A 24,296-nucleotide genomic window follows, 5' to 3' on the forward strand; every position below is an offset into this window, starting at 1 on the left:
CCGGTGGATCCCGGGACGGGGGCCGGCGCTGCCCCTGAGCTACTCGCCGGGGGCGAGGGCCTGGGCCACGATGGCCGCCGCGTCGGCGATCAGAGCCTGGTCCACCGGGGCGTCCGGGGTGCTCTTGCTCGACAGGACGGCCAGCACGACGGGGGTCCCCCGGGTCGTCCAGGCCACGCCGATGTCATGGGCGGAGGCGTAGTCACCGGTGCCGGTCTTGTCCGCGACGACCCAGTCCTGCGGCAGCCCCTTGCGGAACCGCTCCGCGCTGGTCTTGTTGCCCTTCAGCCAGGTGACGAACCGCTCGCGATCGGCCGGTTCCAGCGCCCGGCCCAGCGTGAGGCGTTCCAGGCTCGCCGCGATCGCCTCCGGAGTCGTGGTGTCGCGCGTGTCGCCCGGGACCGCGGCGTTCAGCTCCGGCTCCCACCGGTCGAGCCGGCTCACCTCGTCACCGAGCGACCGGTGGAAACGGGTCAGACCCGCCGGTCCCCCGAGTTCCCGGAGCAGCAGGTTGCCGGCCGCGTTGTCGCTGTACTGGATCGCCGCCGCGCACAGGTCGGCCACGGTCATGCCGGTCGCCAGGTTCTCCTCCGTCCGCGGCGAGTTGGGCACGAGGTCGTGCGGCGGATAGTGCACCACCCGGTCCAGCGGCGCACAGCCGGCCCGGTCGCGCAGGACCGCCGCCGCGGCGAACGCCTTGAACGTGGAGCACATCGCGAACCGCTCCCCCGCCCGGTGGGCCACGGCCCGCCCGGTACGCACGTTGCGCGCGTACACACCGAGCCGGGCACGGTGACGCCGTTCCAGCTCGGCCAACTCGGCCAGGGCGGCGCGGGACCGGGCGTCCGGGGCGGCAAAGGCGGAGGCGGCTGAAGCGGAGGCGGTCGAAGCGGAGGCGGAGAACGCCGTGGTGGTCACGGCGGTGCCGGTGACCGCGAGGCCGGCGCGCAGCAGGTGGCGACGCGGCAGGGGGGCGGGGTGGCCGGTGCGGGCACCGGTACGGCTGCTGGTCATGGGTGGTCCTCCAGGATCGTCCGTCGTCGGCGTCGATCGCTCGACGGGGCCAGGGAAACAGGAGGAACCCACCCATGTCCAAGAGGAAACTTTGAAGCTCCCATGCACTATTGATATGAGTGCGGGGTGGATCTCCTGGCGCACCTAGAGGCCTATGTGGCGACGGCCGACGAGGCGAGCTTCTCCCGGGCGGCCGACCGGCTCGGCATAGCCCAGCCGCTGCTCAGCCGCCGCATCAAGACGCTGGAGGAGCACTTCGGCGGCTCGCTGTTCGACCGGTCCCGGCGGCAGATCACGACCACCGAGCTGGGCCTGCTGCTGCTCCCCTACGCCCGGGACGTCCTGGACCGCACCCAGCGGCTGCGGCAGGCCGCCCGGTCCGCCGGCCGCTCGCGGGTGCGGGCCGTCGGAGTCCCGGCGGACTGCGCCCCCGCCGCACTGGCCCGCGCCATCCGCGCCGGCAGCGAGCACGGCGTCACCCTCGGCATGCGGGAACTGCCGCCCGCGGCACGGGCGTCCGGACTGACGGACGGCTCGCTCCAGTACGCCCTGGTGCGGACCGCCCCGGAACAGGCGGCGCTGCGGGTTCCGTTGGGGCTGGCGTCGGCACCGGGCCAGGACGGCACCGGAACCGGACGCCCCGGGACCGCGGGGCGTCCGCTCCACCTCGAAGAGCTGAGACCGCGCCGCGGACGCGGCACCGCGTCCGCCGCTCCGCCACCCCTGCTGCTCCTGACGGAGGACGATGTGCCCTGCTTCCAGGACCGGTTGGCGCGGTCGGCCGCGCGCGCCGGGCTGCCCGAGAGGCGCATCCGGCCTGCCGGTCCGGCGGCCACCGCGCTCGCCGAGACACTGGCCGGGAACGCCCTGCTGCTGTGCGCCGAACCGTTCGCCCGCCGGCACGGCGCCCCCTGGCGCCCCCTCGCCGACCGCGCGCTGCACCGGGGGTACGACGTGAACCCCGCCCCGGGCCGGAACGGCGCGGACGAGGTGCCGGACTGGCTGGCCGCGCTGCTCGCGTCGGCCGTGGGCGCCGTGCCCGAGAGGTACGACGGGCGCCCGGGGCACGGCGGACGGGACGGACACGACCGGCACGGCGCGTACGGCGGGCACGGCGACCGCGTGCGGCCGGCGGCCGGCACCGGCGGCGAGGACGTCCCCGCGCGGCTGGCGGCACGCGGATGAGCGGGGCAGCGGCGCACCACCCGGTGTACACCGGCGACGACGGTGCCCTCCTGGACGTCGCCGAGACCATCGCCTCGGAGTGGGCGGCGCTCGGCATGCGCGGTTCCTTCCTCGCCCGCAACCTGGACACCGGCGAGCAACTCGGCTTCGCGGCGGAGGAACCGACTCCTCTGGCGTCGGTGGTGAAGGTCCCGCTCGCCCTCGTCGTCCTGGAACGGATCGCGGCCGGGGAACTCGACCCCGCCCTCCCGGTCACGGTGGACCCGGCGACGAGCAGCGTCGGCCCCACCGGTCTCGCAGCCTTCCGCTACCCGGCCACCGTGGCCGTCGCCGACCTGCTCCAGCTGACGCTGTCGGTGAGCGACAACGCCGCCGCGGACGCGCTGCTCGACCTGGTGCCGGTGGCGGACGTCGACGGACGGCTGCGGGCGTGGGGATGCGACGGGATCCGGATGCGGCACCGGATGAACCACCTCTACGAGTGCGCCGCCGGTGCCGCCGGGAACGACTTCTCCCTCGCCCTGGAGCTGGCCGTCCGGGACGAGCGGACGGGGCGCCACACCATCGAGACGCTCGACCCCGCGCAGGCCAACACCGGCACGGCCGCGGCGCTCGTCGGCCTGCTGCACCGCGTGTGGTGCGACGAGATCGCCAGCCCCCCGGCGACGGCGGAGCTGCGGCGTCTGATGGGCCGCCAGGTCTTCACGCAGCGCCTGGCGAGCGAAGTGCGGGCGGACACGCTCCGCTGGTTCGGCAAGACGGGCACCTTCCTGCACCTCCGGCACGAGATCGGGGTGTTGGAGGCGGATTCCGGAGACCGGGTGGCGATGGCGGCACTGACCCGAGCGGACCGCGTCGCGGGAGTGGCCGCGGACATCGACCTGGCGATCGGGGTGGCGGGACGCGAGGCGTTCGAGGCACTGCGCTCCCGCTGACCTCCCACCACGCCGGCATCTTCGGGTACTTGGCCGCACCGGGCGGCGGCACCGCGTTCGGTGCGGTGCACCGGGCGCCGCCCCGCACGGTTCGTCGCCGTCTCCTGCCGCGACGAGGCGTCGCTGACGCTCTCGGCCGGGGAAGCCGCGCGCCTGCGGATGCCGGGGTGCTCGGCCCGTCCGCGCGGACCGGCGTGCCCTCCGACCGGTCCTCCCCTACGCTGGCACCCGCGGCGACTCGCCGTCGTGGTCAGGGGGCAGGGTGGAGCAGCTTCGGCGACTCGTCGTCCGCTACGGCGGATGCGAACAGAGGCCTGTGCGCTTCCGTCCGGGGACGTGGCGGCCCCGACTGGCGCCGCACGGGGCAGAGCACGTGCTCGACACCGGTGTGGAATGCGCGGGCGGGTCCGGCGGTGACCGCCTCGTCGGCCGGGGCGACCTGGCCCTTCTCCGTGACCGGACGGGCGACGGCCCCGACGACCTGCGTGACCTCTTCGTGGCCGTCATGATCTGGGGCTCGGGCACCACGAACGGACGCGGGCCGCGGTACACCGAAGCGGCCCTATGCGACCCGCGCATGCCGACGGTCCTGCGGACCACGCGCGAAGCGGTCCGGAACGGCGACATGAGCGGGGCCTACCGGCACTTCGACCTCAAGGGCATCGGGCGGTCCTTCTTCACCAAGTGGTTCGCGGCCGTGGACGACCGGGACGCCACGCACGACCGCGCCTTGATCCTCGACGACCGGGTCTTCCGTTCCCTCAACGCCCTGGGGTGGACGAGCCGGCAGGCGGCCGGCACGCGCCACTGGCCCGCTCGCTACTCCGCCTACGTCGGCGCCATGCACGGCTGGGCCTCGTCCCTGGAGGTCACCGCGGACTGGCTCGAGTGGCTTCTCTTCCATCTGAACGGTCGCGTGGACGAGCCCTAGACCGCAACGCGGCACGTGCGCCGGGTTCGTCCGGCCGAGGCGCGGGGCGCTGCCGGACGACGGCGCGGCCGACGTGCTCTCAGGGCAGCAGCCGCTGTTCCTTGGCCACCGCTACCGCGCCTGCCCGTGTGTCCACGCCGAGTTTGTCGTAGATCCGGCGCAGGTGGGTCTTGACGGTGGCCTCGCTGATGTAGAGGGCGCGGGCTATGGCGTGGTTGGGGAGGCCCTGGGAGAGCTGGGTGAGGATGTCGCGTTCGCGGGGGGTGAGGGAGGGGCGCGGGTTGCGCAGGCGGGACATGACACGGTCGGCGACCGGGGGTGAGAGGGCCGGGCGCCCCTGGGCGGCGGCGTGGATCGCCGTGAAGAGGTCCTCGGCGCGTTCGGCTTTCAGGAGGTAGCCGGTGGCGCCGGCCTCGACGGCACGGGTGACGTCGGCGTCGGTGTCGTACGTCGTCAGGACCAGGACGTGCGGGGCGGGCGGCGTCGCGCGCAGGCGGCGGGTGGTCTCGACGCCGTCGATGCCCTCGCCGAGCTGGAGGTCCATCAGGACGACGTCGGGGGCGGTCCTGCGGGCGAGGGCGAGCGCCTCCTCTCCGCTGCCGGCCTCGCCGACGACCTCGATGTCCGGTGCGCTGTGCAGCAGTGCCAGCAGGCCGGCGCGTACGACGGCGTGGTCGTCGCAGACGAGGATGCGCACCGGTGGACGTGCGGCCGTGTCGGGTGTGCGGCTCATCTCGGCTCCAGCGGGATCGCGGCCGACAGGGCCGTGCCCTCGCCCGGTGCCGACTCGATGGTGAGGGTGCCGCCCAGCTGGCGCAGGCGGGCGCGGATGGCGGGCAGACCGTGGCCGCGGGAGTCCGCTGCGGCGGCCGGGACGGTCGTGTCGAAGCCGCGGCCGTCGTCCGTGACGTCCAGGACGATCTGGTCGTCCAGGCAGGTCAGGGTGAGGGTGGCGGTCGTGGCCGCCGCGTGTTCGCGGACGTTGGCGAGGGCGCCCTGGGCGATGCGGAGCAAGGTCGACTCCATGGGGGCGGGCAGGGGGTCGGGCGGGCTGCCCTCGGTGTGGACGCGGACGGCGAGCGTGGCTGTCGTCTCGCGTTCGGCGACGGCGCGCAGGGCCTGGAGCAGGCCGCCGCCCTCGGCCAGGTCGGCCGGGGTGAGGTCGTGGACGAAGCGACGGGCCTCGGCGAGGCTGCGCTCGGCGATCGCCGCCGCCGTTCGGACGTGCTCCCGGGCGGTACCGGGCGCGCTGTCCCACAGCCGGTCGGCCGCCTGGAGCAGCATGCGCTGGCTGGACAGGCCCTGGGCGAGGGTGTCGTGGATCTCCCGGGCCAGCCGTTCGCGTTCGGCGAGGGTGCCCTCGCGGCGCTCGGTGGCGGCCAGCTCGCGCCGGGTGCGGACCAGGTCGTCGATGAGGGCCTCCCGGCGGGCCGCCTGACGCTGCATGACGACGAACACGGTGGTGGCCACGGCGGCCACCGCGGGCGGGGCCAGCAGCACGTTCGGGTCCGCCCAGCCGGCCAGGCCGAGCTGGGCGGCGACCGCGAGCGCCGTCAGCAGCGCGACGAGCGGGATCGCGGCGCGGGGCGGAAGCGTGCGCAGGCCGGTGTAGAAGAGCGGCACCGCGCACCAGGCGAAGCTCGGAGCCAGGACGACGAGCAGCGCCCAGGCCGCCACCACCAGGCCGAGCCAGACGAGCCGGCGCGGGGTGGGCCGGGGGCCGACGGCGGGTCCGAGGACGTAGAGCACGGCCAGCAGCACGGAGAGGGCGATCACTCCGGGGGTGTGAGGGCCCCCGGCGTGCCGGGCCAGATAGCGGGCGACGGACGCGGCCAGCAGCACGAAGAACGCCGTGTGCATGACGACGGTGAGGGCGCGGGTGTCGTCGCGCTCGGGTTCGGCCACCGTCGGCACCTCCCTCGGCTCCGCGCTGAACTGGGCAAACACCCTCCATTGTGCCCAGGCCGGGGACATGCGGGGTCATCCGATCGGATGACCCCCCAGGCATCCGGTCCGGCGACGCGACGCGGCCCGTCGCGGACGGAGGATCGGTTCCGGGAGCCGGTCACGGCTCCCGGCCCGGTTCTCCTGGAAGGTTCCTCACCATGCCCAGCCGCAAGAAGCCGTCCCGCCGTACCCGCGTCCTCGTGGGCGGCGCCGCCCTGGCCGTCCTCGGTGCCGGTGCCGTCGGCACGGTCGCCGCCAACGCCGCCGGCTCCACGGACACCGCTCCCCCCGCCGCCCCCGTCGCGGCCGGTGGCGGCGAGCTGACCCGGAGCACGCACCTCACCCTGGACGCCGCCACGAAGGCGGCGCGCGCCGCGGTGGAGGCGGCCGAGAAGGACGGCCGGCACGTGTCGGTGGCCGTCGTCGACCGCAACGGCAACACCCTGGTCACCCTGCGCGGCGACGGCGCGGGCCCGCAGTCGTACGCGTCCGCGGAGCGCAAGGCGTACACCGCGGTGTCCTGGAACGCGCCGACCTCCGAGCTCGCCGAGCGGCTGGCGCAGGCGCCGACGCTGAAGGACATCCCGGGGACGCTGTTCCTCGCGGGCGGCACACCGGTGACCGCCAAGGGCGCCCCGGTCGCGGGCATCGGTGTCGCCGGCGCGCCGTCCGGCGCCCTGGACGAGCGGTACGCGCAGGCGGGCGCGGCGGTGCTGGGTCACTGACGTTCCGGCACCCGGCGCCGGACACCGGAACAGCAGGACGTCCGGGTACGCCCAGCTGGGCGTACCCGGACGTCCTGTCCCACTTCCACGAGTCGGGCCGAGCCGTAACGGCCGGCGGCTCGTACGGGTCGGTCAGACGAGGTCGAAGCGGTCCGCGTCCATGACCTTGTGCCACGCGGCGACGAAGTCCTTGACGAACTTCTCCTTCGCGTCGTCGGAGGCGTAGACCTCGGCGAGCGCGCGCAGCTCGGAGTTGGAGCCGAAGACCAGGTCGGCACGGCTGCCGGCCCACTTCACCTCGCCCGTCACGGCGTCGCGGCCCTCGAACGTGGTCTGGTCCTCGGAGACCGCCTTCCACGTCGTCCCCATGTCGAGCAGGTTGACGAAGTAGTCGTTGGTGAGGACGCCGGGCGTCGTGGTGAGGACACCGAGCTGCGACTGCTGGTGGTTGGCGCCGAGGACGCGCAGGCCGCCGACGAGCACCGTCATCTCCGGGGCGCTCAGGTTCAGCAGGTTCGCCTTGTCGAGCAGCAGGTACTCGGCCGGCAGGCGGTTGCCCTTGCCGAGGTAGTTGCGGAAGCCGTCCGCGGTGGGCTCCAGCGCCTCGAAGGACTCGGCGTCGGTGTGCTCCTCGGTGGCGTCCACGCGGCCCGGGGTGAAGGGCACCTGGATCTCGAAGCCGGCTTCCTTGGCGGCCTTCTCCACGGCCGCGGCACCGCCGAGGACGATCAGGTCGGCCAGGGAGACCTTCCTCGCCCCGGAGGAGGCGTTGAACTCCTGCTGGACGTTCTCCAGGGTGCGCAGCACCTGGGCCAGCTGGTCGGGGTCGTTGACCTCCCAGCCGCGCTGCGGGGCGAGGCGGATGCGGGCGCCGTTGGCACCGCCGCGCTTGTCGCTGGCGCGGAACGTGGACGCGGACGCCCACGCGGTGGTGACCAGCTGGGAGACGGACAGGCCCGACTCGAGCAGCTTGGTCTTCAGGGTGGCGATGTCGGCGTCGTCGATCAGCTCGCCCTCGCGCTCCGGCAGCGGGTCCTGCCACAGCAGCGTCTCCTCCGGGACCTCCGGGCCGAGGTACAGCGACTTCGGGCCCATGTCACGGTGGGTGAGCTTGTACCAGGCGCGGGCGAAGGCGTCCGCGAATTCCTCCGGGTTCTCGTAGAACCGGCGGGAGATCGGCTCGTAGATCGGGTCGAAGCGCAGCGACAGGTCGGTGGTCAGCATGCGCGGGCGGTGCTTCTTCGACGGGTCGTGCGCGTCCGGGATGATCTCCGGGGCGTTCTTCGCGACCCACTGGTGGGCGCCGGCCGGGCTCCGCTCCAGCTCGTACTCGTACTCGAAGAGGTTCTTGAAGAACCCGTTGCTCCACCGGGTCGGCGTGGCGGTCCAGGTGACCTCCAGGCCGGACGTGATGGCGTCCCCGCCCTTGCCGGTGCCGTAGGTGCTCCGCCAGCCCAGGCCCTGCTCCTCCAGGGAGGCGGCCTCGGGGTCGGCGCCGACGTGGTCGGCCGGGCCGGCGCCGTGGGTCTTGCCGAAGGTGTGGCCGCCGGCGATCAGGGCGACGGTCTCCTCGTCGTTCATCGCCATGCGGCGGAACGTCTCACGGATGTCGCGGGCTGCGGCGATCGGGTCCGGGTTGCCGTTGGGGCCCTCCGGGTTGACGTAGATGAGGCCCATCTGGACCGCGCCGAGCGGGTTCTCCAGCTCGCGGTCGCCGGTGTAGCGCCGGTCGTCCAGCCAGGTGGTCTCGGGGCCCCAGTAGACGTCCTCCTCGGCCTCCCAGACGTCCGCGCGGCCGCCGCCGAAGCCGAAGGTCTCGAAGCCCATCGTCTCCAGGGCGACGTTGCCGGTGAGGACCAGCAGGTCGGCCCAGGAGATGCTCTGGCCGTACTTCTTCTTGACCGGCCACAGCAGGCGGCGGGCCTTGTCGAGGTTGCCGTTGTCCGGCCAGCTGTTGAGCGGGGCGAAGCGCTGCTGGCCGGCGCCGGCGCCGCCGCGGCCGTCGCTGATGCGGTAGGTGCCCGCGCTGTGCCAGGCCATACGGATCATCAGGGGGCCGTAGTTGCCGAAGTCGGCGGGCCACCAGTCCTGCGACGTGGTCAGCACCTCGGCGATGTCCCGCTTCACGGCCGCGAGGTCGAGGGCCTTGAAGGCCTCCGCGTAGTCGAAGTCCTCGTCGAGGGGGTTGGCCACGGCCGGGTTCTTGGCGAGGATCTTCAGGTTGAGCCGCTCCGGCCACCACTGGCGGCTGCCGCCACCCTGGGTCGGGTGCAGGGCCCGGTCGTGCGCGACGGGGCAGCCGCCGCTCCCCTCCTCCGACTTCGCGTCTGTGACGATCGCGTCGTGGTTCTCAGTCATGGCAATCCTTCCGAACTGTGCGGAACTCGGTGCTCAGGAACTGCGGCCGGTGGAACAGCCGGGGCACAGGCCCCAGTACACGACCTCGGCCTCGTCGATGGTGAAGCCGTGGTCGTCGGCGGCGGTCAGGCAGGGCGCGTCGCCGACGGCACAGTCGACGTCGGCGACGGCACCGCAGGACCGGCACACGATGTGGTGGTGGTTGTCCCCCACGCGTCCCTCGTAGCGGGCCGGGTGGCCGGCCGGCTCGATACGGCGCACGAGACCCGCCGCGGCCAGCGCGTGCAGGGCCTCGTAGACGGCTTGCAGGGAGACATGGCCTACGCGATCGCGGACTCCGGAGGCGATCGCCTCGACGCCGAGGTGGTCGCCGTCCCGGACGGTCTCCAGCAGCGCGACGCGGGCGGCCGTCACGCGCAGGCCGGCACCGCGCAGCTCCTCGGCGGTGGTCGGGGTCGGGGAGGCGGTCATGCGGCCGAATCTACCGCCGTAAACACGAAAGGTTCAAGAAAACGAACGGTGCAATTTTGGTCGCGTCGCGTCGCCCGGCGTCCACCTCCGGGTCCGTTACGGCACCCGCCCGGGCCTTGCCGTTGCCTTTTGCCTTCGCGCATTTTCGACCCCACCGACCCGAGTCCGACCGTTTCGCCCGGCCCGAACCGGCCCGAACCGCCCGACCAGTCCGGGACGCGCGTGGCCCGGGGCAGGCCGCGGGCCACCGGCGAGGCCGAACCCTGTCCATGGCCGCATCATGTTGCCCGGGGTCGGCGCCCGGCGCGCGGCGAGCCGAACGGTCCTCCGAACAGGCGATCCGGTGCAGTGGCGCACGGCCGGACGGCCGACCGGCGTACGCGGCGGCCGCCCGTACGCGCCCTTCTCGCCTCCCTCCGCCGCCACGACCGCCCGCCCTCCCCGCGCGCGGTACCGGTGGAGCAGGGGCCACGGCGTCCCAGCCGCACCACCGGCCACGGGCGCCCCGAGGTAGGCCCAGGGGCCACAGTCGCTGATGTACGGCGGCTTGCCCCGGCATGGGTCACGGCTCCGCTTCCCGCGGCCTGTGGGCCGGCGCCGCCCGGCCCCCCTGGAGGTGAGCGGTTCCACCTCGTTTCCCGTCACGTCGACGGTGTCGGCGTGCGCCTCGTCGTGAGCGCCCCGGATGTCCTGCCGCATCCGGGCCGCACTGAAGGCCGTACCGGTGTCTCCCCCGACCCACGGTGCGCACGCCCCCGTGGTGGCGCGGTCCACGCCACCGCGGCCCGGGCCCGCCCCGACGGCGGCACGGGCGCGGCGAGCCCGGCGGGCGCCGCACCGGCCGGGAACCGGGCGCGCCTGATCCCCTTGGTGGTCGGGGATGAGAAACTCGGACTCTGTCGTCAAGGGGCCGTCGAGAGGGACGCCGGTGGATCTGGACACCGTCGCCGACGAGCTGTACGGCCTGCGGCCGGAGGAGTTCGTGGCCGTCCGTGACCGCCGCGCCATGGACGCCCGCGCGGCCGGTGACGCGGCCCTCGCCAAGGAGATCGGCGCGTTGCGGCGGCCGAACCTGGCCGCCTGGGTCAGCAACCTGCTGGTACGCGGGCGGCGGGAGGAGGTCGCGCCGTTCCTGGAACTGGGCGAGGAGCTGCGCCGGGCGCATCGCGAGCTGGACGGCGCCCAGCTGCGCAGGCTGGCCCGCCGGCAGAGCGAGGTGATCGGCAGCCTCGGGCGGCAGGCACGGCAGCTGGCCGCGGAGGCCGGGCGTCCGGTGGGCGAAGGGGTCCAGCGGGAGGTCGAGGAGACGCTGCACGCCGTGCTCGCCGACCCGGAGGCGGGCCGTACGTGGGCGAAGGGGCGGCTGATCAAGCCGCTCAGCGCCACGTTCGGGTTCCCCCAGGCCGACGACAGCGTTCTCACGCGTCGCCCCGCTCCCCCGGCGGCGGCCGGCACCGCACGGCGTGGCGAGGGCGCGAAGAGCGGCGCGCGCGAGGGGAAAGGCGGCGCGCGTGAGGCGAGGCGACCGCGGGACAGGGCCAAGGACGGCGAGGGCGGCCAGGGCGGCGAGGACGAGCTGACGCGGCGCCGCCGCCTCAACGAGGCCCGCAGGGTCGCCCGCGACGCCGAGCGGGACCTCCACGCCCGCGAGAAGGAGGCCGAGGCCGCCGAACGGGCGGTGGAGGAGGCCCGCGCCCGGGTGGCCGACACGGAGCAGCGGGTCCGGGAGCTGCGGGAACGCCTGCGGGACGCCGAGGAGGAACAGCGGCGGGCCCGCGAGGAGGAACGGGGTGCGCGGGAACGGGCGCGTGAGGCCGCCCGCGCCGTCGGAGGGGCCCGCCGCCGGGCCGCAGCGGCCACCGCCGGGGCGGAACGCCTGGGCGCCCGCTCCCGGTGACGTACGCACGTCCCCGGACGTGCACGCGGGCCGTCCCCGCGACGAGCGCGCGGCCCGGTGACGTACGCGCGGACTGCCGCCGTGTCCTGCGCTTCCGGTCAGGTCCGGGTCACCGGTGCCTGGAGTTCCGTCACCCAGTCGTCGCGGTTCTCGGGGCACTCCAGGTTGATCTCGCGGGGATACCCGGTCGACCGGTAGCCGTTGGCGTCGATCCAGCGGGCCAGGTCCTGGGCGGTGGGCACGACGGAGTCCATCGAGCCGCGGTGGACGATGGTCGCCGCCTGGTCGAGGGCCGGCAGGTCGTGGACGCGGAAGGCGCCGTCGTCCTGGAGCGGGGCGGAGACCTGGACGGCGGCGTGGACGCTGATCCTGCCGCCGCCCTCCGGGGCGTCCTCGTAATAGGCGACGCCGGGACCGGTGGGCGTGATGCCCGCCGCGTCGAGGCGGCGGAAGAGCCGGTCGTAGAGCGGTGTGATGACCGGGCCGATGTCCTGGGGGTCGAAACCGGCGGCGGTCGCGGTCAGTTCGGCCACCCGGAGGGTTCCGACGCTCTTGATGACGACGTCGTTCGTGGGCATGCGCCCCTCGCTCTCGATCGCTCGGAGCCTCGCCTCGACCTGGACCAGCCGCGCCTCCGCGGCGGCCACGGCCGTCTCCAGTTCTGCGCGCCGCAGCCGCAGCATGCCGCGCAGTTCCTCGGCGCCGACCTTCTCGTCGACGATGTCGCCCACCTGCTGGAGGGTGAATCCGAGGTCCTTCAGCGCGATGATCCGGTTGAGGCGCGCGAGCTGGGCGGCGGTGTAGTGGCGGTAGCCGTTGACGGGGTCGACGTGGGCCGGGCGCAGCAGGCCGGTGGCGTCGTAGTGACGCAGCATCCGGACCGAGACGCGGCCGTGCCGGGCGAAGTCTCCGATGGTGAACATGATGTCTCCGAGTGGACCGCCTGACACGGTGTGAGGGTCAAGAAACTACTCGACGGGCGACGGACCGCGAAGGCGGCGGCAGGGCCCCGGCCTGGTCAGCGGGCTGGTGTCCGGCCCACGCCGCCATGAGGCCCGGGCCCGCCCCCCCGGGGGCTCCGCGACTCAGAGCGTCTTGACCGTGCCACCGTCGATGACGTGGTCGGCGCCGGTGATGTTGCCGGCGACGTCGGAGAGGAGGAACGCGATCAGGGCCGCCACTTCCTCGGGTTCGGTGATCCGACCGGTGGTGATCCCGAAGGCTTCCGGGATCCGCCGGAGGAACGCGGTGTGCTCCGCGCCGGCTCCGGCCGCCACCTTGCCGCCGAAGCCGTCGGGGTCCTCCCAGACGGACGTGCGGACGACTCCGGGGGAAACGGTGTTGACGCGCACGCCCTGGGGCCCGAATTCCTCGGCCAGGGACTTCCCCAACGCGGCGAGGGCCGCCTTGGCCGCGCTGTAGGCGACCGGGCCGGCGGCGGGCAGCCGGGAGTTGATCGAGGAGACGTTCACGATCGATCCGCGGCGTTCGATCAGGCTGGGCAGGGCCGCGCGGGTGGCGCGGACGGCGCTGAGCAGGTTGAGGTCGAAGACGCGCGTCCACCGGGTGTCGTCAGTGTCGAGGAAACCGACGGGCTCCACGTCGTCCCCGGCGCCGACGTTGTTCACCAGCAGGTCGATGCCACCGAGTTCGCCGAGGGCGCTGTCCATCAGGGCGGCGACGCCTTCGGCGGTGCTCACGTCGGCCGACACCGTGTGCGCGCCGGTCTCCTTCAGCTCGGGCGTGATGGTGCGGGCGGCGCCGGCGACGCGCACGCCCTCGGCGGTCAGGGCGCGGACGACGGCAAGTCCGATACCCCGGCCGGCACCGGTGACGACGGCTGTCTTGGAAGCGAGATTGAGGTTCACGGCACTCCATTTCTTGACCTGCAAGTACAAAATATGGGCAGCGGAAGCCGCCACCGGTGCGGGCACCGCCGCACGGTCAGAGGGCGTCGACCGTCGCGTCGATCACCCGGACGAGCCGATCAGGACCTTCGGCGACCCGCGCCATGAGGCGCAGGCCGACGACCGTGTTCAGCAGCAGACTCCCCAGGGCCGCCGCGTCGCGGTCGGGTGCGATCTCCCCGGAGCGCTGCCCTTCCTCGATCAGGGCACGGAAGGCGTCCTCGGTACGGGCGAGCATGCGCTGGACGAGTTCGGTCGCCACCTCGTCCGTTCCGGCGAGTTCCGCCGCCGCGTTCACGGCCATGCACCCCCGCCGATCCGGGTCATCGAGGTCCATCTCGACGAGGAATTCCAGCGCGCTGCGCAGGCGGGCCCTGACCGGACCGGGCTCCTGGAGCATCTCGATCAGACCGACGGCCTGACTGTCGCGATAGCGGCGGAGCGCCCGCTCGAACAGGGCGTGCTTGCTGCCGAAGGTGTTGTAGAGGCTGCCCTTGCCGATGCCGAGCGCGTCCACGAGGTCCTGCGGGGTGGTTCCGGCATACCCCTTTCGCCAGAACACGTCCATGGCACGCTCGACGGCGGCGTCCGGATCGAACTGCTTGGGCCTTCCCATGATCAGGACACTAACATTGAATTGGACCTCGAAGTCAAGAATCAGGTTCTCACGACCGGGCGCGCGCCCGCGGGCCGGGCGTTCTACGGTGAGCGGACACGGGGAAGCGTCCGGACCTGGCGGCACCGGACCGGGTGACGCTGCCGGCACGCACGTCCCGGGCCGCGGCGAAGGGGTCGTACGGTGGCCGACCGGCCCGAGACCGGCACACAGGATCCCGGACGCTCCGGCGACCGGCGAGAGCCCCGACAGGAGGCGCGGCCATGGCGAGACCGATCTGGACCGGCGTGCTGACCTTCGGGCTGGTCACCCTGCCCGTGGGGCTCTACACCGCCACACAGGACCACACCGTGCACTTCCACCAGCTCCAGCGCGGCACCTCCGACCGGATCCGCAACAAGCGGGTCAACGAGCGCACCGGCAAGGAGGTCGGCACCGACAGGATCGTCAAGGGCTACGAGGTCGACGAGGGCGAGTACGTCGTCGTCGAGCCGGAGGAACTGGAGGAGATCGCGCCGGGACGCTCGAAGGTGATCGACCTGGCCGGGTTCGTGGACCTCCGCCGGGTAGAGCCGGTCTACTTCGACCGCACGTACTACATCGGCCCGCGCGGCAAGGAGTACGTGCAGGTCTACGAGCTGATGCGGGCGGCGCTGGACCGTTCGGACAAGGCCGGCATCGCCACGCTCACCATGCGCGGCAAGGAGTACCTGACCGCGCTGCGCGCCCAGCCGAACGTCCTGGTGCTGCACACGCTGCACTGGGCCGACGAGGTGCGCGATCCCGCCGACGTGGTGCCCGAACTGCCGGAGCGGCGCACCAGGGGCGACAGCAAGGAGCTGCGGACCGCCGAGCAGCTGATCGACGCCCTCACCATGGACTGGGACCCCGGCGACTACCGCGACACCTACGAGGAACGCGTCAGGGAACTCGTCGCGGCGAAGGCCGAGGGCGCGGAGGTCGTCGGCGAAGCGGAGCCGCCGGAGGCCACCAACGTCGTCGATCTGATGGAGGCACTCAGCCGCAGCGTCGAACAGAGCCGCTCCAGGAGCCGCGAGGGCGGCGGTACCGAACGGGCCGCGGACCGGAGCGGCCCGGCAGCCGGCCGGACCAAGGCCGACACCCGGAAGCAGCCCACCACCCGGAAGCGGGCCGACGGCCCGACGAAGGCCGACACCCGGAAACGCCCCACCCCCCGGAAGCAGACGGACGGCCGGAAACAGGCCGACGCTCGGAAACAGGCCCCCGACCGCAAGCGGACCGCTCGCCCCCGGCACAAGCAGCGGGCGGAGGACCTGGCCGCCCTGTCGAAGGCCGAACTGTACGAGCGCGCGAGCGCCGCCGGCGTGCCGGGCCGCTCGAAGATGACCCGCGAGCAGTTGGCCGAGGCGCTGGGCCGGCAGGGCGCAGCGGCCTGACGGCTGCCCGGGCCGACGGCGGTCCCGCGGTTCCCCGGACCGCCACCGTGGGGTCCGGCTCCGGCCTCCTTCCTGGAATCCCGTGTCCGCCCGGGTGCGTGGGGAGTACGCGCCACACGCCCGTAGCCGCGGTGCGGATCGCTCACTCGTGCGGGTGCACCCCGCCCCGCCGTCCGTGGCATTCACGGCGGTCCGTCGTTCGGCAGCAGTGTGATGTTTGCCATGCGGCGTGATGGACGGGGGGTGAACGGGCAACGTTCCCCTTCATGCCCCACGCGAACCCCCTGCGGCAGGTGATGCGATGACCACCGCGACGACCCGGGCGCTCCGGATGCCGACCGCGCGGACCGGCGCGGCGAGCGCCGGGTCCCCCGCTCACGCCGCCCCGCCCTCCCTGCCCTCTCTCACCGGGCTGCGCTGGATGGCGGCGCTGCTGGTGTTCGGACTGCACGTGCACAACTTCGGCTGGTTCGGCGGCACGGGTGGCCGCCTCGTGTCCTGGGCCTTCGGCGCCGGAGCCACCGGAGTGTCGTTCTTCTTCATCCTGTCCGGGTTCGTCCTGACCTGGTCGGCGCGGCCCCGGGACCGCGCGACGGCCTTCTGGCGGCGGCGCGTCGCCCGGATCTACCCGGTCCACCTGGCCACCCTCGCCGTCGCGCTCGTCATGGCCTTCACGCTGACGCACCAGCCACGCCCGACGCCGAACCAGGCACTGGCGAACGCGCTGCTGCTGCACTCCTGGTGGCAGCCGTGGTGGCAGACGCTGAACCCGGTGAGCTGGTCCCTCGCCTGCGAGGCCTTCTTCTACGCCGCCTTCCCGCTGCTCTTCCTGCTGCTGCGCCGGCTCGGGGTGCGCGGCTCGGCCGCGCTGGGCGGGCTCTCGGTGGCCGCGGTCCTGGTGCTGGCCTGGGCGGACGCCCACCACTGGTGGGCCCACTCCGTCTACTCGTTCCCGGCCGCGCGGCTGCCCGAGTTCGTGCTCGGCGCGGTCACCGCGCGGCTGGTGCTGCTCGGCCGCTGGCGCGGCCCCGGTCTGGAGGCCTCGCTCGCCCTGGCCGTCATGGGCTACTTCCTGGTCCCGCAGGTCACGCCCGGCTACTCCGCGACCGTGTGCACCCTCGCCGGCTTCACCCTCCTCATCCCCGCCGCCGCGGTCGCCGACCTGCACGGCCTGCCCTCCCTGTGGCGGCGCCGGCGGATGGTGCGGCTCGGGGAGCTGTCGTTCGCCTTCTACATGATCCACCTGCTGGTGCTGCGCGCCTCTGCCGAGTTCCTCGGCAGGAAACCGCACTTCGGTGCCCTGGCGGGGCTGGCCGTCACGACGGCCGCGTTCGCCGTCTCCCTCGGCCTGTCCTGGGCGCTGTACGAGGGGGTGGAGGGCCCGGCCCGGCGCCTGCTGCTGCGCGGCCGCCGGCCCTCGCGGCACCCGGACCCGGTGCCGGCCCGCCGGGAGGCCCCGGCCGCGGTCCGCGACTGATCCCGCCACCGCGCCGGGCGTTGGCCGCACAGAGGCCGGGAGGCGACCGCGTCACCCGGGGTGCCGCGGTCGGTCGCACGCGCGGGTGACGTCCGCAACAGCGAGGAGAGTCCCGCGGCTTTCGGGGTAGGCGGCTCCCCGACACCGACCCGGCGGCGCACCTGGCCCGCCGGTCGGTGCACAGTGCTTGCGACCTGGGGGGACGTACGTGAAGGCGGTGCCGGGAGCGACGTTTGGACGGCTGGGACGTGCAAGTTACGGTGGACGGTCGGCAGTGATCGGCTACGGGGAGCCGGCCGACCGGCGGACCCGGCTGTGCGAGAGGAGAGGATGAGAGTGCCCGAACAGAACCCGGCCGGATCGGCACCGCAGGTCGTCAGTACCTTCCTGGAGCAACGCAAGGAGCAGGTGGCCCAGCGCTGGGCCGACGCCCCCTTGTTCCGCTCCGTCTTCACCGTCTCCCGCGACGAGGCGGTCGAGGCGTGCAAGGCGGTGGTCGAGGCGCTGTCCGAGGTGGCGGTCAGCGGACGGCTGGAGGACGTTCGGGCGCACGGCTTCGGCACCGTGCGCGAGCAGCTGGGGCGGATGTCCGCGACCCGGGCCCGTACCGGATCCACCCCGGCGCAGATCGCCCAGGAGGTGGCCGGGCTGCGCGCCCCCGCGGTCGAGCTGCTGCGCGAGGAGTTCGCCGACCCCACCGCCCCGCAGGCCCACGAGTGTGTGCTGGCGCTGACCCTGCTGCTGGGCACGCTGCGCCTGGTGGTGATGGAGACGGCGCTGGACGCGAACGCCGAGCTGATCGAGCGGCAGCGCCAGCAGCTCCTCGAAGTGGCCACCCCGGTGATCAAGTTGTGGGAGGGCACGGTCGCCGTCCCGCTGATCGGGACCCTGGACAGCGCGCGCAGCCAGGTGGTGATGGAGTCGCTGCTGGAGGCCATCGTCGAACAGCGGGCCCGGTACGCGATCCTCGACATCACCGGGGTGCCGACGGTGGACTCGCTCGTCGCCCAGCACCTGATGAAGACGGTGGCCGCGGCGCGCCTGATGGGTGCCGAGTGCATCGTCTCCGGGATCCGCCCGGCCATCGCGCAGACCATCGTGCAGCTCGGCATCGACCTGGGCTCCGTGCTCACCCGTGCCTCGCTGTCCGACGCGCTGGCCTACGCGCTGGGCAAACAGGGCATCGAGGTGTCCCGTGCGGACGCGGGTGCGAGCGCCCTGTGAACCAGCCCGTTCCCGGCCAGCCGCCGGTCCCCGTGCTCGCCCTGGGCGACGTCCTGCTGGTCTCCCTGCAGGGCGAGTTGCACGACGGCATGGCCGAGCAGCTGCAGCACGACATCACCAGCCGGGTCGCCACGAGCCGGGTGACCGGTGTGGTGATCGACATCTCCGGCGTGGAGATCGTCGACTCGTTCCTCGGCCGGGTCCTCGCGGAGATCGCCTCGACGGCCCGGCTGCTGGCGGCCCGCACGGTGCTGGCCGGGATGCGGCCGGCCGTGGCGATCACCCTGGTCGAGCTGGGGCTCACACTGCCCGGTCTGGTCACGGCCCTGGACGTGGACCGTGCCATGGAACTGCTGTCCCGGGGAGGGAGCTGATGCAGCAGTCCGGCCAAGCGTTCGCGACGAGCCTGCCCATCGGCTCGGACGCGGATCTGGCCTGGGTCCGGCAGCAGGTGCGGCAGTGCGCGGCGCAGCTCGGTTTTGGTCTGGTGCAGCAGACCAAACTGGTCACGGCGGCGAGCGAGCTGGCCCGCAACACGCTGGTGCACGGCGGCGGCGGACGGGCGGAGATCACACCGCTGGACGACGGACGTACCCGGGGGCTGCGGATGCGCTTCATCGACAGCGGTCCGGGCATCCGTGACCTGGAACTGGCCATGACCGACGGGTACACCACCGGCGGCGGCCTCGGACTCGGGCTGAGCGGATCGAAACGGCTGGTGCACGAGTTCAGCGTCGACACCGAGCCGGGCCGGGGGACGACCGTCACGGCCGTCGCCTGGGTGGCCCAGGTGCCCGCCTCGCGTCCGGGGGCGGGATGAGCCGGGTATGGGAGGTCCCGGTGCACGACTCCACGCGGGTCCGGGACGTCCGGATGGCGGCGCGCGAGGCGTGCGCGGAGGCGGGGCTGGCCGCCGCGCGCACGGCGGCCGCCGAGCTGGTCGCCACGGAGCTGGCCACCAACCTGCTCCGGCACGCGGGCGGGGGCCACATGGTGGTGAACCTCGTGGACCCGCCGGTGGGCGGGGCGGGTTCCTCGGTACAGCTGTTCTCGCTCGACCACGGTCCGGGCATCGCCGACGTCGACGCCGCGCTGCGGGACGGCTGGTCCACCGCCGAGGGCTCGCTCGGCGCGGGTCTGGGCAGCTGTCGGCGCAGCGCCAGCGCCTTCCACCTGTACAGCCTGCCGGGCCGCGGCACGGTGACGGCGGCCCGGATCGACCCGGTGCCCGGCAGGCGAGGCACCGCCGCGGCACCCTTGCCCGCGGGCGGCATCACCGTCGCCCTCGGGCAGGCCGAGCAGTGCGGTGACGCGTGGGGCTGGGCACGCTCGGGGACGCTGCTGACGCTGCTGCTCGCGGACGGCCTGGGGCACGGTCCGAAGGCCGCGCACGCCTCCTCCGCCGCGGTGGCCGAACTGCACCGCTGCGCGCATCTGCCGCCGCTGGACATCCTGCGCCGGCTGCACACGGCGCTGCGGCCCACCCGGGGCGCGGCGGTCACGGTGGCCCAGGTGGACACCGAGCGGGCGGAACTCGGGTTCGCGGGGGTCGGCAACGTGGGCGCCAAGGTGCGCACGGGGGACTCCTGGACGTCCCTGATCTCCCACCCGGGGATCGTCGGGGCGTACTTCCCGGCGCACGTTCCGGTGCGCCGGGTGCCGTGGAACGGGGACAGTCTGCTCATCGTGCACAGCGACGGACTGCCCAGCCGCTGGCGGCCGCCGGAGGACCCCCGGCTGCTCGGCCAGGACCCGTCGGTGGTGGCCGCGGCGATCCTGCGCGACGCCGGCAGCCCCGCCCGCCCCGCACGCGACGACACCAGTGTGGCCGTACTGGCCCCCGACCGCCGGACCAGCGCCGATGACAGCCGCCTCTGAGAAATGGACCATCGCCTCCACCGCCGAGGCGGCCCGTGCCCGTGCCCTGCTGGCGCGGCTCCTCACGGACGCCGGGGTGTCCGCGGTGGACCGTGCCCGCTTCCTGGCCGGACTCGGTGCCCGGCTGCGCCGTGACCTCGGCGCGGGCGACGCGGAGCTGACCGTGACCGCCGGCCCGGGCGGGCGGTTGCGGGTCGCGCTGGGCGGGCCGGAACCCTGGGAGGGCACGCTCGTCTGCCCCCTGCCCGTGACCGTGCCGCTGCCCGGCCCGGGCGGCGCCCCGCTCGCCGAGGCGCTGCTGGACGCCGCCGCGGACGCCGACGCCCTGCTGGCGCGCCTGACGGAGACGGAGGAGCTTCTCCGTTTCCACCGGGAGGAACTGCACCAGACGAACCAGGGCGTGCTGGCGCTGCACGCCGAGCTGGAGGCTGCGGCGCTGGCGCAGCGGGAACTCCTCGACGCCGAGCGGGCGGCGCGGGCGGAGGCGGAGAACGCGCGCCGTCTGCTGACCTTCCTCGCCAACGCGAGCGCGGTGCTGAACGCCTCCCTGGAGCACGAGGACATCCTGCGCCGGCTGCCCGAACTGCTGGTCCCGGAGTACGCGCGGCACGTCGACATCTGGCTCGTGGACGACGAGCGGACCCCTCCGGGCGAACGGGCGGCGGCGACGGTGACGGCGGCGCGCACCGGCCGCCCCCAGCACGCGGGGCCCCATCCCGGTGAGCTGCCGGGCGTCGACGACCTGCCGGCCTCCGCGCTCTCCCCGGACCGGCCGCTGCTGTGCGTGCCGCTCGGGGCGCGCACCGTGCAGGGCGTGCTCACGCTGGCGGCGCCCGGCGACCGCTTCGACCCGGACACCACCGTCATGCTGCTGGAACTGGCCCGGCGGGCGGGCATCGCCCTGGACAACGCCCGCCAGTACGAGCAGCACCGGGACGTCGCAGAGGCCCTGCAGCGGGCACAGCTGACCGAACTGCCCGCCACCCGTGGCCTGGACCTGGCCGCCCGCTACCTGCCGGCGACGCACGGACTGAACATCGGCGGCGACTGGTACGACGCGTTCCCGCAGCCGGACGGCAGTGTGCTGGCGGTGATAGGGGACGTCACGGGGCACGGGCTGCGCGCGGCCGTCATCATGGGCCAGCTGCGCACCGCGCTGCGCGCCTACGCCGTCGAGGGCAACGGCCCGGCGCGGATCCTCACCCTGCTGCACCGGATGCTCCGTCACCAGCAGCCGGAGCTGTACGCGACCTGTGCGATCGCCCGGTTCACGCCCGGCGAGCCGAAGGTGGTGTGGGCCGCCGCCGGCCATCCGCCGGCCATCGCCCGCGAGCCGGGGGGCGAGGTGCGGGTGCTGGAGGCCCGGCCGGGGATCATGCTGGGCGTTCCGGTGCCGTTCACCTACGAGGAGCACACCGTGGAGCTGCCGGCGGGGTCCACGCTCGCGCTGTACACGGACGGGCTGGTGGAGCGGCGGTCCGCCGGGATCGACGCGGGCATCGACCGGCTGGCCCAGGCCATGGGGGCGCTCGGGGCGGCGGATCTGGTGGATCTGGACGCGGCGGCCGACGCGCTGCTCAAGCCGATGCTGCACGACTCCGAGCACGACGACGACATCTGCCTGTTGCTGTGCCGCACCACACTGGACTGAACTGGACTGAACGGCCGTGCGCCGGCCCCCACGCGGCTCGGGGGGCCGGCGTCGCCGTGTGCCGCGGGTGCCGTCAGGCGGCGGACGGGAAGCGTTCCCAGACCCGGTGGGCGCCGAGCAGCCGGGTGAGCTGCTGCAGCACGGCGGTGGCGGAGTCGTCGGCGATCACGCCGGGGGCGTCGAGCGGGATGCCGACCGCCTCCAGCGCGCTCTCCCCGCCCTTGGCGGCGCCGATGGCCTTGCCGTGCCGGTACGCCTCCGCCAGCAGCAGCCCCACCCGCGGGTCCGGGGTGGCCTGGTGGGCGCTCGGCTGGCCGGCCTTGGCGTCCCGGGCACCGTAGGCGTCGCTTCCCACGCCGGGGGTGCCGGCTACCAGGAGGGCGTCGAACTCCACGGAGCGTGCGGTGGTGTAGGTCCGCTGCACGGTGAGGGCGTCGGCCCCGTCGCCGAGGGTGCCGCCCGCCGGTGCGACGATCAGCGGGACCATGCCGCTGTCCAGCACGGCCTGGCGTACGGACCGTACGCCGTCGAGGTCGCCGTCGGGACCGGTGACGATGCCGATGATCCGGCCGTCGGTGGGCCAGGTCTGCCCGATCTGGGAGAGGGCGGGGCTCGGTTCGACGTCGGCGAGGGGCACCGTGGGCTCGGGCGCGGGCAGGCCGAGTCCGGCGGCGACGCCCGCGCAGAGTTCGGGGTCGATGTTGGCGAGGACCTGCAACGCCCGTTCGCGAATGGCCTGCTCGTAGCACTTGCCGAGTTCGAAGGTGTAGGCGTGGATGATGTGTTCGCGTTCCACCGGGCTCATGCTGAGCCAGAACCGGCGCGGCTGGCTGAAGTGGTCGTTGAACGACTCGGGCGCCTCGCGGACCTTGGTCGCCTCGGGGACGCGCACCGGGGTCTCGACGAACGCGCCCGTGTCGGCTCCGGCGGTGAACGGGCAGCCGCCGTCGAGGGAGTTGGGGCGGTAGGGTGCCACGCCGCGGTGCACGGCCGTCTGGTGGAAGCCGTCGCGCAGCATGTCGTTGACGGGGGTGTGCGGCCGGTTGATGGGGATCTGCGGGAAGTTGGGGCCGCCGAGCCGGGTGATCTGGGTGTCCAGGTAGGAGAAGAGCCGGCCGGCGAGCAGCGGGTCGTCGGTGATGTCGATGCCGGGGACGAGGTGGCCGACGTGGAAGGCGACCTGCTCGGTCTCGGCGAAGAAGTTCGACGGGTTGCGGTCGAGGGTGAGCAGCCCGATCGGCTGTACGGGGGCCAGTTCCTCGGGGACGATGTTCGTCGGGTCCAGCAGGTCGATGCCCTCGAAGGTCTGGTCGGGGGTGTCGGGGAAGGTCTGGATGCCGAACTCCCACTGGGGGTAGGCGCCCGCCTCGATGGCGTCGGCGAGGTCCCGGCGGTGGAAGTCCGGGTCGACGCCGTTGATGATCTGCGCCTCCTCCCACACCAGCGAGTGCACGCCCAGTTTGGGCTTCCAGTGGAACTTCACCAGGGTCGTCTCGCCGGCGGCGTTGACCAGCCGGAAGGTGTGGACGCCGAAGCCCTCCATCGTGCGGTACGAGCGCGGGATGCCCCGGTCGGACATGTTCCACAGGGTGTGGTGGGCGGCCTCGGTGTGCAGGGTGACGAAGTCCCAGAAGGTGTCGTGGGCGCTCTGCGCCTGCGGGATCTCCCGGTCCGGGTGCGGCTTTCCGGCGTGGATGACGTCCGGGAACTTGATGGCGTCCTGGATGAAGAACACCGGGATGTTGTTGCCGACCAGGTCGAAGACGCCCTCGCTGGTGTAGAACTTCGTCGCGAAGCCCCGCGTGTCACGGACCGTGTCGGCGGAGCCCCGGGAGCCGAGCACGGTGGAGAAGCGGACGAACACCGGTGTCTCGACGTCCTCGGCGAGGAACGCCGCCTTCGTCACGTTGGCGGCGGTGCCGTAGCTGCGGAACACGCCGTGCGCGCCGGCGCCGCGGGCGTGGACCACGCGCTCGGGGATGCGCTCGTGGTCGAAGTGCATGACCTTCTCCCGCAGGTGGTGGTCCTGCAGGAGCACCGGTCCGCGGGGGCCCGCCTTGAGGGAGTGGTCGGTGTCGTACAGCCGGGTGCCCTGGGCGTCGGTCAGATAGGCGCCGCTCTGCGCCATCCGGGCCTGGTCGGCGCCGGTCGGCTGCCCGGTGGGCGAGACGGTGTCGGGGCCGGTCTGGTCGGGCTTGGGGGGCAGCGGTTCGCGGGGCCGGGTCGGTTCGGCGACCGTCGGCGACTCGGCTCCCGGCTTGCCGGGGATGCCGTCCTCGGGTCCCGTGGGTCCGCCCTGGAGGGCGTCCGCCACCTTGTCCGCCGCTCGCTTCAGGGGGTTGGTCTCGCTCATCAGTACCTGTTCCTTCGCTGGTGACGCCGGGCATACGGCCGACACCGGGATCTACCGGGTTCAGTTGGAGCAAAAAGGTGGTGACGTCGGCGCTCGTACCGAGGTCCCCGGGCCGGGACGTCCGAAACCGGGGATCACAGGTGATTTCCGGTCGGGGTGAAGTCGGGCCGTCTCCTGTCGAGTTGCCGGGGCGGCAAGGCCCGCCGGACGCGCTGGTCCGGACCCGGGGATCCTCGGCAGGGCCAAGCGCCCCCTGCCGGTGACGTGTTCGACCGCAGGGCCGGCTTCTTGACCCGGGCAGGCAGGCAA

At 73.7% G+C, this 24,296-nt stretch carries 21 protein-coding genes; 12 read left to right on the top strand and 9 right to left on the bottom strand.

Annotation, left to right across the window (positions count from 1 at the left end; translation table 11 throughout):
- Positions 1-39: 39 nt before the first annotated feature.
- Positions 40-1,014, bottom strand: a complete 975-nt coding sequence (gene bla, locus ACZ4VF_RS00370) for a class A beta-lactamase (protein ID WP_467922208.1) — start codon at positions 1,012-1,014, stop codon at positions 40-42.
- Between the two features lie 126 nt (positions 1,015-1,140).
- On the opposite strand from bla, the gene ACZ4VF_RS00375 reads away from it, so the two are divergent.
- The 3 genes from ACZ4VF_RS00375 to ACZ4VF_RS00385 all read left to right on the top strand — a co-directional run bounded on the left by ACZ4VF_RS00375 (position 1,141) and on the right by ACZ4VF_RS00385 (position 4,065).
- Positions 1,141-2,199, top strand: coding sequence for a LysR family transcriptional regulator (locus ACZ4VF_RS00375; protein WP_467922209.1), 1,059 nt, complete (start codon positions 1,141-1,143; stop codon positions 2,197-2,199).
- On the top strand, positions 2,196-3,134 hold the full coding sequence (locus ACZ4VF_RS00380; protein WP_467922211.1) for a serine hydrolase: 939 nt from the start codon (positions 2,196-2,198) through the stop codon (positions 3,132-3,134). The genes ACZ4VF_RS00375 and ACZ4VF_RS00380 overlap by 4 nt, the downstream gene beginning before the upstream one ends.
- Positions 3,135-3,396: 262 nt before the next feature.
- The gene (locus ACZ4VF_RS00385; protein ID WP_467922212.1) at positions 3,397-4,065 is read left to right on the top strand and encodes an 8-oxoguanine DNA glycosylase OGG fold protein; all 669 of its coding nucleotides are present in this window, start codon (positions 3,397-3,399) and stop codon (positions 4,063-4,065) included.
- Between the two features lie 79 nt (positions 4,066-4,144).
- Here ACZ4VF_RS00385 and ACZ4VF_RS00390 read toward each other — a convergent pair whose 3' ends face one another.
- Positions 4,145-4,798, bottom strand: coding sequence for a response regulator (locus tag ACZ4VF_RS00390; RefSeq protein WP_467922213.1), 654 nt, complete (start codon positions 4,796-4,798; stop codon positions 4,145-4,147).
- Positions 4,795-5,925, bottom strand: coding sequence for a sensor histidine kinase (locus ACZ4VF_RS00395; protein ID WP_467923727.1), 1,131 nt, complete (start codon positions 5,923-5,925; stop codon positions 4,795-4,797). The genes ACZ4VF_RS00390 and ACZ4VF_RS00395 overlap by 4 nt, the downstream gene beginning before the upstream one ends.
- Positions 5,926-6,170: 245 nt before the next feature.
- Between ACZ4VF_RS00395 and ACZ4VF_RS00400 the strand changes: the two genes are divergently transcribed.
- Positions 6,171-6,737, top strand: coding sequence for a GlcG/HbpS family heme-binding protein (locus tag ACZ4VF_RS00400; RefSeq protein WP_467922214.1), 567 nt, complete (start codon positions 6,171-6,173; stop codon positions 6,735-6,737).
- Between the two features lie 132 nt (positions 6,738-6,869).
- Here ACZ4VF_RS00400 and katG read toward each other — a convergent pair whose 3' ends face one another.
- Both katG and ACZ4VF_RS00410 read right to left on the bottom strand, forming a co-directional pair.
- Positions 6,870-9,095, bottom strand: coding sequence for a catalase/peroxidase HPI (katG, locus tag ACZ4VF_RS00405; RefSeq protein WP_467922216.1), 2,226 nt, complete (start codon positions 9,093-9,095; stop codon positions 6,870-6,872).
- 33 nt (positions 9,096-9,128) lie between these two features.
- A complete protein-coding gene (locus ACZ4VF_RS00410) occupies positions 9,129-9,566 on the bottom strand; it encodes a Fur family transcriptional regulator (protein WP_467922217.1) in 438 nt (145 codons plus the stop codon).
- 928 nt (positions 9,567-10,494) lie between these two features.
- On the opposite strand from ACZ4VF_RS00410, the gene ACZ4VF_RS00415 reads away from it, so the two are divergent.
- On the top strand, positions 10,495-11,463 hold the full coding sequence (locus tag ACZ4VF_RS00415; protein ID WP_467922218.1) for a hypothetical protein: 969 nt from the start codon (positions 10,495-10,497) through the stop codon (positions 11,461-11,463).
- Positions 11,464-11,561: 98 nt separating this feature from the next.
- Here ACZ4VF_RS00415 and ACZ4VF_RS00420 read toward each other — a convergent pair whose 3' ends face one another.
- From ACZ4VF_RS00420 to ACZ4VF_RS00430, 3 genes are all read right to left on the bottom strand, one after another.
- Positions 11,562-12,386, bottom strand: a complete 825-nt coding sequence (locus ACZ4VF_RS00420) for a MerR family transcriptional regulator (protein ID WP_467922219.1) — start codon at positions 12,384-12,386, stop codon at positions 11,562-11,564.
- Between the two features lie 162 nt (positions 12,387-12,548).
- Positions 12,549-13,331 carry an oxidoreductase gene (locus ACZ4VF_RS00425; RefSeq protein WP_467923728.1) on the bottom strand — a complete coding sequence of 261 codons (783 nt, stop codon included), beginning with the start codon at positions 13,329-13,331 and terminating at the stop codon, positions 12,549-12,551.
- A 76-nt stretch (positions 13,332-13,407) separates the two neighbouring features.
- Entirely contained in the window at positions 13,408-13,986 is a 579-nt protein-coding gene (locus ACZ4VF_RS00430) for a TetR/AcrR family transcriptional regulator (protein ID WP_467922221.1), read from the bottom strand.
- A 263-nt stretch (positions 13,987-14,249) separates the two neighbouring features.
- Between ACZ4VF_RS00430 and ku the strand changes: the two genes are divergently transcribed.
- The 7 genes from ku to ACZ4VF_RS00465 all read left to right on the top strand — a co-directional run bounded on the left by ku (position 14,250) and on the right by ACZ4VF_RS00465 (position 21,634).
- Complete coding sequence (gene ku / locus ACZ4VF_RS00435; protein WP_467922222.1) at positions 14,250-15,404, top strand: non-homologous end joining protein Ku; 1,155 nt, start codon at positions 14,250-14,252, stop codon at positions 15,402-15,404.
- A 301-nt stretch (positions 15,405-15,705) separates the two neighbouring features.
- A complete protein-coding gene (locus ACZ4VF_RS00440; RefSeq protein ID WP_467922224.1) occupies positions 15,706-16,881 on the top strand; it encodes an acyltransferase family protein in 1,176 nt (391 codons plus the stop codon).
- Between the two features lie 330 nt (positions 16,882-17,211).
- Positions 17,212-18,105, top strand: coding sequence for an STAS domain-containing protein (locus ACZ4VF_RS00445; protein WP_467922225.1), 894 nt, complete (start codon positions 17,212-17,214; stop codon positions 18,103-18,105).
- On the top strand, positions 18,102-18,479 hold the full coding sequence (locus ACZ4VF_RS00450; RefSeq protein ID WP_467922226.1) for an STAS domain-containing protein: 378 nt from the start codon (positions 18,102-18,104) through the stop codon (positions 18,477-18,479). The genes ACZ4VF_RS00445 and ACZ4VF_RS00450 overlap by 4 nt, the downstream gene beginning before the upstream one ends.
- A complete protein-coding gene (locus ACZ4VF_RS00455) occupies positions 18,479-18,925 on the top strand; it encodes an anti-sigma regulatory factor (protein ID WP_467922228.1) in 447 nt (148 codons plus the stop codon). The genes ACZ4VF_RS00450 and ACZ4VF_RS00455 overlap by 1 nt, the downstream gene beginning before the upstream one ends.
- Positions 18,922-19,983, top strand: coding sequence for a SpoIIE family protein phosphatase (locus ACZ4VF_RS00460; protein WP_467922229.1), 1,062 nt, complete (start codon positions 18,922-18,924; stop codon positions 19,981-19,983). Before ACZ4VF_RS00455 ends, ACZ4VF_RS00460 begins: the two co-directional genes overlap by 4 nt.
- Positions 19,967-21,634 carry a PP2C family protein-serine/threonine phosphatase gene (locus ACZ4VF_RS00465; RefSeq protein WP_467922230.1) on the top strand — a complete coding sequence of 556 codons (1,668 nt, stop codon included), beginning with the start codon at positions 19,967-19,969 and terminating at the stop codon, positions 21,632-21,634. The genes ACZ4VF_RS00460 and ACZ4VF_RS00465 overlap by 17 nt, the downstream gene beginning before the upstream one ends.
- Before the next feature lie 73 nt (positions 21,635-21,707).
- On the opposite strand, the gene ACZ4VF_RS00470 is transcribed toward ACZ4VF_RS00465, so the two are convergent.
- Positions 21,708-23,987, bottom strand: a complete 2,280-nt coding sequence (locus ACZ4VF_RS00470; RefSeq protein ID WP_467922231.1) for a catalase — start codon at positions 23,985-23,987, stop codon at positions 21,708-21,710.
- Positions 23,988-24,296: the final 309 nt, after the last annotated feature.

Source organism: Streptomyces sp. NPDC029151, assembly GCF_055564315.1.